Origin of the sequence: Actinoplanes sp. OR16 (genome assembly GCF_004001265.1) — a bacterium.
GTDB lineage: Bacteria > Actinomycetota > Actinomycetes > Mycobacteriales > Micromonosporaceae > Actinoplanes.
In genome coordinates, this window is sequence record NZ_AP019371.1 from 7992498 (window position 1) to 8008226 (window position 15729).

The window sequence follows — 15729 nt, forward strand, 5'->3', positions numbered from 1 at the left end:
CCCCCTACTTCGGAGGCACGCATGGAGACCACCGTGCTCGGCGCAGGCCGCTGGCACACCTTCCCGGCCGGCGGCACCACGATGACCGCGCGCGAGTTCCTCGCCGCCGCCGAACCACTGTTGCAGGGCGTCATCGACGACTGCGGGCTGACCGCCGCCGACGGTCCCGTCCTGGAGGAACAGATCCGCGCCACGCTGGCGCTGGGCACGAGGGAGTCGTCGCTGCCGCTGAACGCCGGACCGCACAGCTCCCGGGCAGCTCGCGAGCTGTCCGGACAGGCCGCCGTGATCGGCGAGCAGCTCGCCGGCCTCGCCACCGAGGCGCTGGCCGGGCTGCTCACCCACCGCATCGAGCTGCCGGCCGGGCCGCTGGTCGTGCGCAGCCACTGCTACGGCCATCTGCTCACCCCGCCCGCGGCCGATCTGCTGCTGCGCGGCGAGCGGGGCGGCCCGGTGACGATGCAGCTCTACAACGAGTGGCTGCATCAGGTGGTGCTGCTCCGCGACGCGCTGCTGCCGTTCACCGACTGGGCGGACGTGCCGGTGTTCGTCGGCGAAGCCGGTCTGCGGCACCTCGAGCCGGCCCGCGACGCGTTCCTCACCGAACTGCTGGTCCGGCAGATCCGGCACACCAGCATCGTCGCGTTCGCCCAGCACGTCGTGACCGGCGCCGGCGGCCCGGCCGGGTACGGCTTCGACGCGCCCGGCGGCACGGTTCTGCCCGCCGTGCTGGATCAACCGCCGGCGATCGCGCCGCGGTATCTGCTGACCTGGCGTCCCGACCCGGCCGTGCGGACCACGGCGACCTACCGGTACGAGCTGCAGGATTACTACGCCGCAGACCGCACACCACCTTCTCCCGCCGCCGTGACGGGTACGCCGGTCGCCCGCGTCGTGCCGGGGCCGGTCTCCGATGGCGTGCGCACCGCGGCCGTCGAGGTCACGACCGGCGACGTGGTAGCCCGCGTCGATCTCGGACAGGCGCTGCGCGGTCACCGGTTCGCCTCCCGCGACGCGGCGGCCGGACTCGCCGACGCGGACGTCGGCGCCTGGTCGGTGCTGCGGGCGCCGGGTCTGGTGCGGGGCCGGGGCGTCGTGAACAGTGCCGGACTGGACGATCGCGTCGTGCTGGCCCTGCTCGGCAAGCTCTATCCCGACGGCGTGACGCTGGGCGAGCGGGTGATCGTGCTGACCTGACGGCCTCAGCACTGCGGTGCGGCGTACCGGCCCTGCTCGGTCGCGCTGGCGACCACCTTGCCGTCCACGATGATCGAGCAGGTCACCCACTTCGCATCGCCGCCGCTCTTGCGCTGAGCGTGCAGCACCAGCGGTGACTGCCGGCCGGTGGTGAAGGTGGTCCGCCACGGCAGGGAGATCCCGCTGCGGCGGATGATGTCGCCGTCCTGATCGGTGTAGCTCACCTCGCCGACGCTGCCCGGCCCGCTCGCCGTGATCTCGTAGACCACCTGGATCCGGGCGTCCGGCTCGACCGCAGCGGGCGGCGCGCCGACCTGCGGCGGCACCGCGGGGTCGGGCGCCGCGCTCCGGCTGACGACCAGCAGTCCGGCGAGCAGGACGACCGCGACGAGAACAGCCAGCAGGATCACGGCGACGGCCACGGCCGGCGACCGCCTCGCCGGGACGGCCGGGGGCGCGTAAGCCGGGGGCGTGTAGGGCGGCGGCCGGCCGGCGAGATCGGAGGCGGTGGCGTTCTCGTAGCCGATGTCACCCGGAACACGGTCCCGGGTGTGCTCGAAGCCATCGAAGTCGGCCACGCTGCCGAGCATAAGCCCGGTGCGCAACCTCAGTTGAAGTCGGTGATGACGACGCGGGCGGTGCCCGGTTCCTTCAGCGACTCGTAGCCGGCCTCGATGTCGGCCAGCCCGATCCGCTTGGTGATCAGGTCGTCGAGGTTCATCCGGCCTTGAAGGTACGCCGAGGCGTAGAACGGGATGTCCCGCTTGAGCTCCGACGAGCCCATGTAGACACCCTGCACCTTCTGCGAGGCGCTGAGCGCGACCAGGGTGCTGACCTCGACGCCGGCGTCCATCGCGCCGACGCCGACCAGGTAGAGGCCGCCGCCCTTGCCCAGCATCTGCATGCCCTGTGCGGTGACCGGGCGGGCGCCGACGAAGTCGAAGACGTGGTCGGCCCCGGCGCCGGTGATGTCGCGGACGGCCTCGACCGGGTCGGTGGTGCGGCTGTTCACGACGTGGGTGGCGCCGAACGCGGTGGCGCGGTCGAGCTTGGCGTCCTCGATGTCGGTCACGATGATCGTGCCGGCGCCGGCCAGCCGGGCTCCGCTGATCGCGTTCAGGCCGACGCCGCCGGCGCCGATCACCACGACGGTGTCACCGTGGCGGACGCCCGCCGTGTTGAGGACGGCGCCGGCGCCGGTGAGCACACCACAGCCGATGAGCGCGGCGGGCGCCCACGGCATCTCGTCGGGGACGACGGCGAGCTGGTTCTCGTGGATCAGCGCCTCCTGGGCGAAGCCGGCCAGTCCCATGCCCTGCGCCACCGGGGCACCGCCGGAGGACAGCCGCGACGGCTGCCCGGCGGCACGCTCGGTGGCCTCCGGGTGCAGGCAGATGTAGGACCGGCCGCCGAGACAGTTGACGCAGGCGCCGCAGTACTGGATCAGGCTGCCGACGACGTGATCACCGATGGCGACCTGGGTGACCTGCGAGCCGACGGCGGTCACCACCCCGGCGACCTCATGGCCGAGCACGACCGGGAAGTCACCGCCGATGAAGGTGGCGACGCTCAGGTCGGAGTGGCAGAGGCCTGAGGCCTTCACCTCGATGCGCACCTCATGCCCGATCGGGGCGGCGAGCTCGACCTCCTCGACCACGAAACCCTGACCGAGACCTCTGGTGACCGATGCCTTCATGGTGCGCTTCTCCCTGGACAATGGCGACGGCGCGGGCGGTGGGCTCATCGCGCTGCCGTCGCCTCTCGATCCGAGTGTGCGCCGACCCTCCGAGAAAAGCAACACGTGTCGCTTATCCCTGGTGATAGCCTTCACCGGTGTCGATCGACGGTGATGCTGATCTCGACGTGCGGGTCCGGCGGACGCGCGACCGGCTCCGCGGCGCCGTGCTGGAGCTGGCCTCCGGACAGCCGGTCGAGAGCCTCGCCGTGGCCGACGTGGTGCGCGTCGCCCGGATCAACCGCACGACGTTCTACAAGCACGCGGCCTCGCCCGCGGACGTGCTGGCCGAGGTGCTCTACGCGGATCTGGACCGGATCCGTTCCGGCTGGATCGACGACGCCCTCCGCCGGGACCGCCCGGTCGACGAGATCTGGAAACGCTCCGCCGGCGAACTGGCCGATCACCTGTCGCGCTACGAGCGCCTCTACGTGACCGGCCTGGCCGACCAGCGCAGCGCCGTCCTGCACCGCCTGCTCGTCGACCACTTCGCCGCGTCCGCCCGCGCGCTCTTCGAACGCGATCCGCACCTGCTTCCCGGAGGGGCGGGGACCCCGGAGTGGCGCGCGAAGGCCTTCAGCAGCTTCATCGCCAACGGGGAGGCCGGCGTGGTTCAGGCCTGGCTGAGCGAGCCGGCGCCCCGTGACCGCGAGCTGCTGATCTCCGCCTCAGTGTCGATCATGTCGACCTGGCTGGCTCAGCCCTGAGCAGCGTGAGAGACGTGCTCCCAATCGGCCCAGGTCTGCAGACGCTGGGCGTAGAGGTGCTTGACGATCTGGGTCGGCTGAGAGCCGAAGAGCACGCGTAGCGGCGGCTGCTCGGCGTCGACGATCTGCAGCAGAGCGGGACCGGCAGCGGCCGGGTCGCCGTACTGGGCGTCGGCGCTGCGGGCGGCCATGGCGTCGCGGATCGGCTGGTAGGCCGGGTTCGGCACGGCGTGCACAGCGGACGATCCAGCCCAGTCGGTGGCGAAGCCGCCCGGCTCCACCAGGGTGACGGCGATGCCCAGTCCGGCGACCTCCTGGGCGAGGGACTCGGTGAGTCCTTCCAGGGCCCACTTGGAGGCGTGGTAGCCGCCGAGCGACGGGAACGCGCCGACGCCGCCGATGGTGGAGATCTGGATGATGTGGCCGCTCTTCTGCTCACGCAGGATCGGCAGCACCGCCCGGGTCACGAAGAACGCGCCGAACAGGTTCGTCTCCAGCTGGTCGCGCAACTGCTCCTCGGTGATCTCCTCGACCATGCCGAACAAGCCGTACCCGGCGTTGTTGACCACCACGTCGAGCCGGCCGAACTTCTCGTGCGCGGCAGCGACCGCGGCCTCGACGGCCTCGCGGGAGGTGACGTCGAGCGCCAGCGGCAGGACCGCGTCGCCGTACTCGGCGACCAGGTCGTCCAGCGACCCGGTGTCCCGCGCGGTGGCGGCGACCCGGTCGCCGCGCCCGAGGGCGGCCTCGGCGAAGTGGCGGCCGAAGCCGCGGGACGTTCCCGTGATGAACCAGACCTTGCTCATGGCATTCCCTCTTCTGTGCGATTTCTAGACTGAGTCTAAATATATACCCAGTCCAACACAAGGTATGATCGTGGTGGAGGCGGTCACATGAATCTGCGGGAGCGCAAGAAACTCGAGGCCTGGCGGGCCATCCGGGCAGCCGCACTGAAGCTGTTCGCCGAGCGCGGCTACGACGCCGTCAGCGTCGAGCAGATCGCCGCCGCCGCCAACGTCTCCCGGGCGACGTACTTCAACTACTTCGCCGGCAAGGAAGCCGTCGTCTTCGACCAGGACCCGCAGGAACGCGACAACCTGCGGGCGATGATGGACGCGCGGCCGGCCGGCGAGCCGCTGTGGGACTCGCTGACCGCGATCATGATCGGCTTGAACGAGCGCCTCGCCGACCGCATGCCTCTGCAACGCCGGCTCAAAGCACAGTCCCCCGCACTGGCCCAGTCCACCCAGGACTTCGGTGAGCAGTTCCGGGCCGACCTGCACGAGTGGGCCCGCAGGCGCGCCGGCGACAGCGTGACGACGACTCTCCAGCTCAACCTGGCGTCCGCGGCGGCGGCCACCGCCTATCAGACCTGGGGACCGGACGAGCCGTTCGAGGATTATCTCCGTCGTTTGCGTGAGTGCCTGCGCCAAGTCGGCGCGGGCGTCGCCGGCCTGTAAGGATTGCGCCCATGTCGATCCAGAACGTCACCTTCCCCAGCAACGGCGGGCAGGCGCACGGCTACCTTCAACTTCCGGGGACGACGGGCACCGGCCCCGGCGTGATCGTCATCCAGGAGTGGTGGGGGCTCACCGACCACATCGCCGACATCACCCGCCGCCTCGCCGCCGAAGGTTTCGTCGCGCTCGCCCCCGACCTGTACGGCGGCCCCACCACCCACGACGCCGCCGAAGCCCAGCAGCTCATGACCGACCTGCCCGCCGACCGCGCCGCCAAGGACCTCTCCGGCGCCGTCGACTACCTGCTCGCCCACGAGGCGGTCACCAGCACGACAGCCGGCGTCATCGGTTTCTGCATGGGCGGCGGCTTCGTCCTCCAGCTCGCCGCCGACCGCCCCGAGCAGGTCTCCGCCGCCGTCCCGTTCTACGGCTTCCCGCAGGACCCGGCCGCCATCGCGCCCCGCATCCGAGGCGCGGTGCAGGGTCATTACGCGACGAAGGACCGGATCCCGCTGGACGCCGTCCGCGACCTCTTCGGCCGGCTAGAGAACGCTGAGCTGCACGTCTACGAGGCGGGGCACGCCTTCCTCAACGACGAGAACCTGATCGGCACCTACGACCCGGAGGCCGCGAAACTGGCCTGGTCGCGAGCCGTCACCTTCCTGCACGAACACCTCGGGAGCTGAAGACCGTCTTCTGTACGAGGGGCGCCAGAGCCCGCGAATAGCCCACCGACATGTGGCTGGTGTCCCGGTAGACGAGCGCGTTGCCGATGACGGGCGGGCAGATGCCGCCGGCGCAGAGCCACCGAGCGGGGTCGACGACCTGGATACCGCGTCCCGGCGTGCGGCAGGACCTTGCCGGCGTCGTCGACGAGACCGCCGTTGTCGTTGTCGCTGGAGGAGATCACCACCAGGTCCGGCTTCTCGGTCAGGACCCGCTTCAGCACCGCCTCGCGCCACTGCACGCACTCGTCGTAGGGCCGCTTGAGCGCGCCGCTGAAGTTGCGGATCGACGGCATCTGGCAGGCGGCCTTGGTCAGCGCGACCAGCCGCCATCCCTCGGTGCGGGCGGCCGTGTCCACGGCCGGGAACCAGTGCGCGGCGTGCGAGTCGCCGATCAGGAACACCGTGCGCCCGCCGGCCGGATCGCCGTAGACGCACGGATGCAGAACGATGCCCTGGTAGGTCTGGTGGCATTCGCCGGCGTAGTGGCCGGGCGCTTCGGACCCGGCTTCGAGCAGGGCGGGTGTCAGGTTGGACGGCATCCGGAAGGCGCCCGACGACGCCGTGATCAGCTCGGTGAGGCGGGCCTGCGGATCGGCGGCGGCGGACAGCTCGGCGGCGGTGTCGGCGACGGCCGGGCCGGTCGGCAACGGCGGCGTGAACCGGCCACCGACGACCGTGACCGCGACGGTCAGCAGCGAGAACGCGAGACCGGCCAGCAGACCGCGGTAGGCGCGGGCACGCAGTCCCGGCTGGGCGCGCAGCGGGTTCTCCACCAGGTGGTAGGTGACCAGGGCGAGCAGCAGCGCGCCCGCGGCGAAGACCAGGTTCAGCCCGGTGGACGGGTCACGGACCAGGGCGGCCGGCCAGATCATGAGCACCGGCCAGTGCCACAGGTACCAGCCGTACGACAGCTTGCCCACCCATCGCAGCGGCGCGACACCCAGCACGTCGTTGCGGCCGGCGATGACCGCGACGGCACCGGCCACCGGCAGGAGGGCGGCGTACCCGGGGAATGGGGTGTTCTCGGTGAACGTCAGCGCCGCGACGCCGATGGCGAGCAGGCCACCCCAGGACAGGATCGTGGCGGCCCGGGCGGGGATGCGGCCGAGGTGGGCGGCGAAGACGGCGAGCAGCGCACCGGCGGCGAGTTCCCAGGCCCGGGTGTGCGAGCCGAAATAGCGATCACAGGTGCTGCAGCGGCGACGGGTCGGCCGTCGCGTTCATGTAGTCGATGCCCTCGCTCCCCAGCCGCCAGTTGATCCCGTAGAACGTGCTGAACAGCGCGTCCACGGTGATCGCCTTGAAGCGGGTGGCCGGCAGCCACAGCCAGGCGGCGGCGACGGTCGCGAGCACCACCACCGTCGCGACCGGCAGCAGCCGCATCGCCCGCCGGGCGTAGAAGCGGGGCAGCGAGATGGTCCCGGTACGACGGTGCTCGCCGAGCAGCAGGCCGGTGATGAGGAAGCCGGAGATGACGAAGAAGACGTCGACGCCGACGTAGCCGCCCTCGACCCGTCCCACACCCGCGTGAGCGAGGACCACGAGGGTGACCGCGACCGCCCGCAGCCCTTCGATGTCGGGACGGAATCCGAGATGGCCGGCTCCCCGCGTCCGCTGCTGCGGCAGTTCACGGGCCGGGGCATTGATCACATCGAGCACGCCGGATTGCACCAGCCGAAAACGAACAGCCGGTGCACCGGCGACGAAGTCCGGCCGAAGAAGACGTTCGCCTCGTCGGGAAGTACGTCTTAGTACGTACGCGAGCAGCGCCCCTCCTTTCCTAGGTTGAAGTCATCGATCGGGGGGTGAGAGATGCGGTTCGCCATCCGTGGCAGGGACGCCGAGTTGGCCGGCGTCGAGGAACTGCTGGACCGGGCGTGTGCCGGTCGTGGCGCGGCGCTGGTGGTCCGGGGGCATGCCGGGCTGGGCAAGTCGATGCTGCTCGGCGAGGTCGGGCGGCGCGCGGAGCAGGCCGGGATGGCGGTGCTGACCGCCAACGGCGCGGAGGCCGAGTCGGCGTTGCCGTTCGCGGCGCTGCACCAGTTGCTCGCCCCGCTGGGGGACGACCGGCTGCTGGACGCCGTGGTCGGGCTGGACCGGTTCGCTGCCGGGGTGGCGGTGCTCGGGCTGCTGCGCTCCGCGGCGGCCGGCGAGCCGCTGGCGCTGCTCGTCGACGACGCGCACCGGCTGGACCCGGAGTCGCTGGACGTGCTGGTGTTCGTGGCGCGGCGGCTCACCGCCGAGCCGATCGTGCTGGTGATGACCGTCGGGGTACGTCACGAGCAGGTGCTCGCCGGCACCGGGATCCGCGAGCTGCATCTGGCCGAGCTCGGCGAGGACGCGGCCCGGGCGGTGCTCGACGACCGGGCTCCCGCGATGTCACCCGACCGGCGGGAGCGGGTCCTGGCCGAGGCCGGCGGGCATCCCCTCGCGCTGGTGGAGCTGCCCGGTTGCCTGCCCGGCGGGGACTACACCGAGGTGCCGCTGCCGGCGCGGCTGCGGGAGGCGCTCGCGGACCGGTACGCGCACCTGCCGGCGCCGGCCCGGGCCGTGCTGGCCGTGCTGGCCGCGGATGCCGGCAGCCCGCCGGACACGGTGATCGCCGCCGCGGGCGCGCTGACCGGCACGGAGCTGGGCGCGGAGAGCTTTCAACCGGCGTTCGACGCCGGCGTCCTGGAGATCCGGTCGCACCGGTTGCGGTTCCGGCAGGCATTGGTACGCCACGCCGTCTACGGCGGCCTGCCGCTCGCCGAACGCCTGAGATTGCACGCCGTGCTGGCCGACCTGGCCGTCGACGACCCGGACCGGCGGGCACGGCATCGGGCCGCGGCGGCGCTCGGACCGGATGAACGGGCCGGTCAGGAATCGGAGGCCGCCGCGGCACGTGCCCTGGACCGGGGCGCACCACTCCCCGCCGTCGGCCATCTGGAACGGGCGGCGGACCTGACCCTCGACGCGGCGCGGCACACGTCGTTGCTGCTGCGCGCCGCGGAGGTGGCGTCGCAGCTGCACGATCGCGGCGAGGCGGCGCGGCTCGCGGCCCGGGCCGAACCGTCGTCCGGCAACGCCGCCGACCGGGCCCGGCTGGCCCTGGTCAGCGACGTCGTGGATCCGGGTGACCTGCGTGACGAGGCGCGCATCGACGCCCTGTGCGACCTCGCGATGGACGCCCACGAGGCGGGTGAGACGGCTCTCGCGGCGGCGTTGTGCTGGCAGGCGGTGTCCCGCTGCTGGCGGGCCGGGCTGCCCGCCGAGGTGGGCGCGCGGATCCTGACGGTGCACGGCAAGCTCGGGTTCGCCGGTGACGACCCCCGCAGCCTCGTCGTCGCCGCCTACGCCCAGCCGGACGTGCTGGGCGGTGAGGTGCTGCGCCGGCTGGCGGCGGTGGTGCCGGACCGCGGCGACGTCGACGGCATGCACCTGCTCGCCGCCGCCGCGATGGTCCTCGGCGATCTGCACACCGGGGCTTTCTTCCTGGGGACGGCGGTGGCCGGGTACCGGGCTCAGGGACGGACCGCGTTGCTGGTCCGGGCGCTGTCGGTCACCGGCCTCCCCCGGCTGTGGCTGGGACGATGGCCGGTGGTGCGCGCCGACCTGGACGAGGCCGAGACCCTCGCGGCCCGGACCGGCGAGCAGTTCTGGGAGGTGGCCGCGCGGGCCGGGCAGGCGATGCACGAGGCGCTGCGCGGCGACAGCGACGCCGCTTTCCGGCTCGCCGATCGGGTTCTGTCGAGTCCGCCGATGACCGGTGTCCGTTCGCTGACCGCCGTCGCGCAGCACGCCCGCGGCGTCGCGGCGAATGCGGCCGGTCGCTACGACGAGGCCTTCGACCTGCTGATCCGCGTGTTCGACAGGTCCGGCGACGCCTACCACCCGGACATGTCCGGATGGGCTCTGCCCGACCTGGCCGACGCCGCGGTACGCACCGGGCGCGGCCGGGAGACCGACGGGATCGTCGCGGCGTCCGCCGAGCGCGCGGCCCGTTTCCCGTCACCGATGCTGACCCGATCCCTGTCCTACGCCGTCGCCGTGCTGACCCCCGACGACACCGCCGGTGACGCGTTCGATCGGGCCCGTTCCGCCGATCTCACCGGGTGGCCGGTGCACCGGGCACGGCTCGACCTGGCGTACGGCACGTGGCTGCGCCGCCGCAAACGCATCCTGGAGTCCCGGGCGCCGCTGCGGGCCGCCCGGGACTCCTTCGACGCGCTCGGCGCCGAGGCCTGGGCACGCCGGGCCCGGGAGGAACTGCGCGCCGCCGGCGAGGAGGGCTCGCCGGCCGGGCACGGCGCCGCGGACCTGCTGACCGTGCAGGAGTTGCAGACCGCGATGCTGGCCGCCGACGGCATGAGCAACCGGGAGATCGCGCAACGGCTGCAGCTGTCGCCGCGTACGGTCGGCTCGCACCTGTATCGCATCTACCCGAAGCTGCAGATCAGCGGCCGTGCCCAGCTGCGCGCGGCCCTGCAGGCGCTGCGCCGCGACGGTGACTGATCGGCCCGGGACGGTCAACTTACTGATTCGCGGTAGCGGCCGGTCCGGCAGCGTGGGGTCCACAAGCGATACCGATCCAGGGGGACCCAGCAATGACAACCACTCGCCGTACCCTCCTAGCCGGTTCGGCGGCGGTGGTCGCCGGTGGCGCGCTCGCCGCTACGACCGGCACACCCGCCGCCGCCTCGGCACACCGCCCGAAACCGACGATCGTCCTGGTGCACGGCGCCTTCGCGGACGCCACCGGCTGGTCCGACGTGATCCAGCGGCTCACCCACGACGGCTACACCGTGCTCGCCCCGGCGAACCCGCTGCGCAGCGTGGCCTCCGACGCCGCGTACCTGCGGAGTTTCCTGTCGACGATCAGCGGGCCGGTCGTGCTGGTCGGTCACTCGTACGGCGGCTTCGTGATCACCAACGCGGCGACCGGGAATCCGAACGTGAAGGCGCTCGTCTACGTCGCCGCCTTCGCTCCCGACTTCGACGAGAGCGTCGGCGGCCTCACGGCCAAGTTCCCCGGCACCAAGCTCGACCCGAACACGGCGATCGACTTCCGGCCGTGGGACGGCAGCTATGAGGGGTACGTCAAGAAGGACGTGTTCCGCGAGGTCTTCGCCGGGGACCTGCCGCGCTCCACCACCGACGTCATGTGGGCGACGCAGCGGCCCGGCGCGGCCTCCACCCTGCAGGACCACTCCGGCGAGCCGGCCTGGAAGACGATCCCGTCCTACTACCTGGTCGCGAAGAACGACAACCTCATCGTGCCGGCCGTGCAGCGGTTCATGGCCCAGCGCGCGAAGGCGTACACGGTCGAGGTGAAGGCCTCGCACGTCGCCATGATCTCCCAGCCGCGCGCCACCGCCGACCTGATCCGAAAGGCTGCCCGATGAGCTTCGTGACGACTTCCGACGGTACGGACATCTTCTACAAGGACTGGGGCAGCGGACGCCCGGTGGTGCTCAGCCACGGCTGGCCGCTGAACTCGGACAGCTGGGAGGCCCAGCAGCTGTTCCTGGCCGACAACGGCTACCGGGTGATCGCCCACGACCGGCGCGGGCACGGCAAGTCCACGCAGACCTGGCACGGCAACGAGATGGACACCTACGCCGACGACCTGGCCGCGCTGATCGAGCAGCTGGATCTGCGCGACGTCACGCTGGTCGGGTTCTCCACCGGCGGCGGCGAGATCACTCGCTACATCGGCCGGCACGGGACGGCCCGGGTGGCCCAGGCCGTGCTGGTCTCGGCCGTGCCGCCGCTGATGGTGCTCCGTGACGACAATCCCGGCGGCGTACCGATCGAAGTCTTCGACGGCATCCGCGCCGGCTCCCTCGCCGACCGCTCGCAGCTCTACAAGGATCTGGCCGACGGGCCGTTCTTCGGCAACAACCGGCCCGGCGCGAACGTGGCGCAGGGCATCCGGGACGCCTTCTGGCTGCAGTCGATGGCCGCCGGGCACCGCAACGCGTACGAGTCGATCGCCGCCTTCTCGGCCACCGACTTCCGCGACGACCTCGCCGAGTTCGACGTGCCGACCCTCGTCATCCACGGCGACGACGACCAGGTGGTGCCGTTCGAGGTCGGCGGCAAGGCCTCCGCGGCCCTGGTCAAGGACGCCGAACTGATCGTCTACCCGGGGGCGCCGCACGGCATCACCGACACCCACAAGCAGCAGCTCGGCGACGACCTGCTCGCCTTCCTGAAGGGATTCGGCGCATGAGCACGCCGGACACCATCGTCCTGATCCACGGCTTCTGGGTGACCCCGCGCAGCTGGGAGCACTGGATCACGCACTACGAGAACAAGGGCTTCCGGGTCATCGCCCCCGGTTACCCCGGCTTCGAGGTCGAGGTCGAGGCGCTGAACGCGAACCCCGAGATCATCAACGCGGTCACCGTACCGGCGATCATCGAGAAGCTCGAAGCCGAGATCAAGGCGCTGGACAAGGCGCCGATCATCATGGGTCACTCGGCCGGTGGGGCGTTCACCCAGGTCCTGCTCGACCACGGCTACGGCGCGTCCGCCGTCGCGCTCAACTCGGCGCCGACCGAGGGGGTGCGGGTGGTGCCGTTCTCCCAGGTCAAGTCCACGCTGCCGGTGCTGCGCTCACCGGCCAACCGGCACAAGGCGATCGGCCTGACGCTGGACGAGTGGAAGTACGCCTTCACCAACACGTTCAGCGACGAGGAAGCCCAGGCGCTGTACGAGCGGTACCACATCCCGGCCAACGGCGGCATCCTGTGGGGCAGCGTGCTGGCCAACTTCCAGCCCGGCCACCAGGACACCTGGGTCGATTACCGCAACGACGACCGCGCGCCGCTGCTGTTCATCTCCGGCAGCGAGGACCACATCATGCCGCCCGCGGTGCAGCGTTCCAACGTCAAGCACTACGTCTCGGACACCATCACCGAGCACGTCGAGTACGACGGGTACGCGCACCTGCTCCCGGCGCAGAAGGGCTGGGAGGAGATCGCCGACTTCGCCCTCGACTGGGCCCTGCGTCACGCCCGCTGAAACGTGAGCCCGGCAGGCGGCGCCGCCTGCCGGGCTATGGCCTGAGCGTCACCCATCGGCTGGTTTCGCTGTCAGGAAAGCGACAGAGGGGTGGCCCGCGTCAATATCAAGGATCACCTTGGGGCGTGCTCCGACGCCTCCTCGCTGCTGTCCTGCTCCCGGCGCTGACGGTCGCGCTGGTCCGCGGCGATGCCGTCGCGACGGCGGGACCCGCGCCCGCGCCGCTGCCGACCGGTGGGCTCGCCACCGATTGGGAGGTGCCGATCGGTGAGTTCGACGATGTCGCGCTGGACGAGGGCTCGGGCAGCGTCACGATGCTGAACTCGGATTTCGACGGCGGGCTCAACGAGATGCAGGTCCTCGCGACGTACCGGGGCACGCGCCGCTGGGGTGGGAAGACCGACGGCGTGTGGGTGCGCCATCCCGACGGGAGGGTCGCCTCCACCGGCACCGGCATCGCGTTCCTCACCACCGACGACTTCCGGATCTTCGCCGTGCGGCTGTCGACCGGGCGGCTCGCCTGGAAGTCGGAGCTCGGGCTCGGAACCGCGACCGGCCTCGACGGCGACCTGCTCGTCCTGAACGTCCCGGGCGGCGACGGCGCCGTCGCCGTCGAGGCCGAGACGGGTGTGAAGCGCTGGGAGTGGACCCCGGACGGGGAGTGCGTCGACGCGCGGACCCTCTTCGGCGACGGCGCCCTGACCGCCGACTGCGGCGGCGTGATCGTCCGCGTGAGCCTGGCCGACGGGACGGTGCGCTGGACGAGACCCGCCGCGGCCGGCTGCGAGGTCCATGACCTGATCGCCGGCGCCGGCTTCGCGGCCCTCACCGAGATCTGCGGGAAGGCGCAGCGGCTGGTGGTCCTGGACGGCGTGACCGGCGCGGTGCGGGCTTCCCGGGACGTCCAGGGCGACCCGGACGAGCCGGAGAACGGCCTGGCCTATCTGAGGAAGTACCCGGCCGGGAAGACCGCGCTGATCGGCGTCTCCACCGAGCACGGCGTGCTCTTCCGCGCCACCGACGCCTCCCTGTTCCCGCTGTCCGGCGGGCAGATCCCGGCGGAGCCGGACAGCGGGACGACACCCGACGGAATCCTGCTGGAACGCGAGAACGGTGGCCAGGTCGAGCTGAGCCTCGTCGATCCGGTGACCGGCGGAGCGCGGTGGAAGCGGGAGCTCCCGTTCGCCGGCACACGCCTGAGCTACGGCGTCGACGCGGGATACCAGATCCGCCCCGACGGCGGGGTCCTGTACCTCACCGGGCTCGTGCCGACGTTGTGGCCCGGCGTCGTCGTCCTGATCGATCAGCGATCCGGCGAGATGACCATGGCCGCGACCGGCCGGGCGGGCGTGAAGGTCGCCGGTGTCCTCGCGGACGGGTCGATGCTGCTGCAGTCCGGCGCGTATGAGAAGGGCAGGCTGGCGAGGATCCGCTTCACCGGCGGCGAGACCGGTTTCCTCGGGACGCCCGCCGACCCCGGCCGATGGCCGGACGCCTGCGCTCTGCTGTCCGCCGACGACTACCAGGACGCCTACCCCGGCGTGGTGGCGGTGGCGAAGGGCGAACCCGTCGGTCGCCGTGACGCCGCTCTTCCCGTCCCGGCCCGCTGCCGGTTCCTGCCGCCGTCGATCAGCGGCACCGAGGTGACCGTGGCGGTGGGCTGGATGTTCCCGGACGCCGCCGAGGCGGAGAAGGCCGTCGAGCTGCAGGATCCGTACGGCCGGGACCCGGCGCGCGCGACCGTGGGCGCCGCCGGGCGGCCCGCGCTGCGCTGGGACGACATCAGCGGCGACGGCAGCGAGAACGGTGACCACCATCGGCTGTCGTTCGCGGTCGGGCGGTGCCTGGCCTCCGTCTCGGCGATCGGCGACACGACGCCGCTGCAGCGCCTCGCCGACACGGTCGCGGACCGCCTCGCGGATCCCGATGTCGCGGCGGGATGTTCCGCATGATTCCGCGTCGCGGGCCGGAAGGATGGTCGTGAGCAACAAGAACAGGAAGAAGCAGAAGCCTGCTCCCGTGGAGCAGGAGCAGAAGACCCCCTGGTACAAGACCCTCTCCTTCCGGATCGGGGCGGCGCTGCTCGCCGTCGCGGTGACCGTGGCCGGCGCGTTCGGGACGAGACTCGTCGATCGGATCATGGGTCCGGAGCCGGGCAGCGGCTTCGAGCCCGCCGTGGCGGTCATCCCCCGGTGCGGGCAGGTCTACGCGATGGACCGGGTGATCGACCCGGATACCGGCGCCGCGGAGCTGCTCAGCCTGGACGGCGCCGGCACCGCGGGCTTCGACGACTTCCTGCGCGAGCAGCGGGCGGCGCCCGTCGAGTCGATCACCGTCGAGATCACTTTCACGGGTCAGGATCAACATCCGACCCGCATTCTCGATGTACGGGTGGAAGCCCTGCAGACCGCACCCAACGCTGCCGGAACCGAACTCGCCACCTACTGCGGCGGTGACCCGCCCACCCGGACCGTCACGCTCGACATGGACACGCCGCCGCGGTCCCTGATGAGCGAGGGCAAGCCCTACTTCGACGGGCACGACCTGGACGTCTCGGCGCAGGAACGGGAGACGCTGCGGGTGTCCGTGTCGGCGGCGCGCGGCAACTACCGGTGGTACTTCGCGATCGACCACATCGACGGCTCGAACGCCCGCACCACCAGCTACATCGGCCGTGCCGGGAAGCTCTACACCGACGCCGCCGAGGTTCCCGCCGACGACTACTTCGGCGTCACCGGCGCCGCGAAGGCGTACGGCGCCCGCTACACCGAGACGAGTGGCCGCTTCCGGCTGAACGAACAACAGGGCTGAACGAACGGGGCTGACCGGAGTCGGGTTGTCCTCTCCGGGCGCATCTGCGTCAATGAACCGGAACCGGGCCGTGAGCGTTGACC

General features: G+C 71.7%; 15 protein-coding genes and 2 pseudogenes. 11 read left to right on the plus strand and 6 right to left on the minus strand.

Going from position 1 to position 15729, the window contains the following annotated elements:
- The first annotated feature begins 21 nt into the window (after positions 1 to 21).
- Complete coding sequence (locus tag EP757_RS36755) at positions 22 to 1197, plus strand: hypothetical protein (RefSeq protein ID WP_197725462.1); 1176 nt, start codon at positions 22 to 24, stop codon at positions 1195 to 1197.
- Between the two features lie 5 nt (positions 1198 to 1202).
- On the opposite strand, the gene EP757_RS36760 is transcribed toward EP757_RS36755, so the two are convergent.
- Together EP757_RS36760 and EP757_RS36765 are read right to left on the minus strand one after the other, a co-directional pair.
- Entirely contained in the window at positions 1203 to 1775 is a 573-nt protein-coding gene (locus tag EP757_RS36760; RefSeq protein ID WP_160165995.1) for an MmpS family transport accessory protein, read from the minus strand.
- Positions 1776 to 1804: 29 nt separating this feature from the next.
- The gene (locus tag EP757_RS36765) at positions 1805 to 2893 is read right to left on the minus strand and encodes a zinc-binding dehydrogenase (RefSeq protein ID WP_127552964.1); all 1089 of its coding nucleotides are present in this window, start codon (positions 2891 to 2893) and stop codon (positions 1805 to 1807) included.
- Between the two features lie 137 nt (positions 2894 to 3030).
- Here EP757_RS36765 and EP757_RS36770 point away from each other — a divergent pair, with 137 nt between their 5' ends.
- Positions 3031 to 3639, plus strand: a complete 609-nt coding sequence (locus EP757_RS36770; protein ID WP_127552965.1) for a TetR/AcrR family transcriptional regulator — start codon at positions 3031 to 3033, stop codon at positions 3637 to 3639.
- On the opposite strand, the gene EP757_RS36775 is transcribed toward EP757_RS36770, so the two are convergent.
- Positions 3630 to 4445, minus strand: coding sequence for an SDR family oxidoreductase (locus tag EP757_RS36775; protein WP_127552966.1), 816 nt, complete (start codon positions 4443 to 4445; stop codon positions 3630 to 3632). The genes EP757_RS36770 and EP757_RS36775 overlap by 10 nt on opposite strands.
- Before the next feature lie 87 nt (positions 4446 to 4532).
- Here EP757_RS36775 and EP757_RS36780 point away from each other — a divergent pair, with 87 nt between their 5' ends.
- Complete coding sequence (locus EP757_RS36780) at positions 4533 to 5099, plus strand: TetR/AcrR family transcriptional regulator (protein WP_127552967.1); 567 nt, start codon at positions 4533 to 4535, stop codon at positions 5097 to 5099.
- An 11-nt stretch (positions 5100 to 5110) separates the two neighbouring features.
- Positions 5111 to 5785 carry a dienelactone hydrolase family protein gene (locus tag EP757_RS36785; RefSeq protein ID WP_127552968.1) on the plus strand — a complete coding sequence of 225 codons (675 nt, stop codon included), beginning with the start codon at positions 5111 to 5113 and terminating at the stop codon, positions 5783 to 5785.
- Here EP757_RS36785 and EP757_RS44300 read toward each other — a convergent pair.
- Positions 5754 to 5930 (minus strand): SGNH hydrolase domain-containing protein, encoded by a 177-nt coding sequence (locus EP757_RS44300; RefSeq protein ID WP_370457879.1) that lies wholly within the window; start codon positions 5928 to 5930, stop codon positions 5754 to 5756. The genes EP757_RS36785 and EP757_RS44300 overlap by 32 nt on opposite strands.
- 124 nt (positions 5931 to 6054) lie before the next feature.
- Positions 6055 to 6699 (minus strand): annotated as a pseudogene (locus EP757_RS44920) (SGNH hydrolase domain-containing protein); the annotation flags it as partial.
- Between the two features lie 154 nt (positions 6700 to 6853).
- Here EP757_RS44920 and EP757_RS44310 point away from each other — a divergent pair.
- Positions 6854 to 7006 carry a hypothetical protein gene (locus tag EP757_RS44310; protein WP_232050199.1) on the plus strand — a complete coding sequence of 51 codons (153 nt, stop codon included), beginning with the start codon at positions 6854 to 6856 and terminating at the stop codon, positions 7004 to 7006.
- A gap of 3 nt (positions 7007 to 7009) precedes the next feature.
- On the opposite strand, the gene EP757_RS44315 is transcribed toward EP757_RS44310, so the two are convergent.
- Complete coding sequence (locus EP757_RS44315) at positions 7010 to 7486, minus strand: acyltransferase (protein ID WP_232050200.1); 477 nt, start codon at positions 7484 to 7486, stop codon at positions 7010 to 7012.
- A gap of 153 nt (positions 7487 to 7639) precedes the next feature.
- Between EP757_RS44315 and EP757_RS36795 the strand changes: the two genes are divergently transcribed.
- The 6 genes and pseudogenes from EP757_RS36795 (at position 7640) to EP757_RS36820 (ending at position 15646) form a co-directional block, all read left to right on the plus strand.
- On the plus strand, positions 7640 to 10321 hold the full coding sequence (locus tag EP757_RS36795; protein WP_127552969.1) for an AAA family ATPase: 2682 nt from the start codon (positions 7640 to 7642) through the stop codon (positions 10319 to 10321).
- 92 nt (positions 10322 to 10413) lie between these two features.
- A pseudogene (locus EP757_RS36800) lies at positions 10414 to 11127 on the plus strand (alpha/beta fold hydrolase); the annotation flags it as partial.
- Positions 11031 to 12041, plus strand: a complete 1011-nt coding sequence (locus tag EP757_RS36805) for an alpha/beta fold hydrolase (RefSeq protein WP_370457880.1) — start codon at positions 11031 to 11033, stop codon at positions 12039 to 12041. The pseudogene EP757_RS36800 and the gene EP757_RS36805, both read left to right, overlap by 97 nt.
- Positions 12038 to 12835: an alpha/beta hydrolase gene (locus EP757_RS36810; RefSeq protein ID WP_127552972.1), complete on the plus strand. Its 798-nt coding sequence runs from the start codon at positions 12038 to 12040 to the stop codon at positions 12833 to 12835. Before EP757_RS36805 ends, EP757_RS36810 begins: the two co-directional genes overlap by 4 nt.
- 125 nt (positions 12836 to 12960) lie before the next feature.
- Positions 12961 to 14787, plus strand: a complete 1827-nt coding sequence (locus tag EP757_RS36815) for a PQQ-binding-like beta-propeller repeat protein (RefSeq protein WP_127552973.1) — start codon at positions 12961 to 12963, stop codon at positions 14785 to 14787.
- A 28-nt stretch (positions 14788 to 14815) separates the two neighbouring features.
- Positions 14816 to 15646 (plus strand): hypothetical protein, encoded by an 831-nt coding sequence (locus EP757_RS36820; RefSeq protein ID WP_127552974.1) that lies wholly within the window; start codon positions 14816 to 14818, stop codon positions 15644 to 15646.
- Positions 15647 to 15729 lie beyond the last annotated feature (83 nt).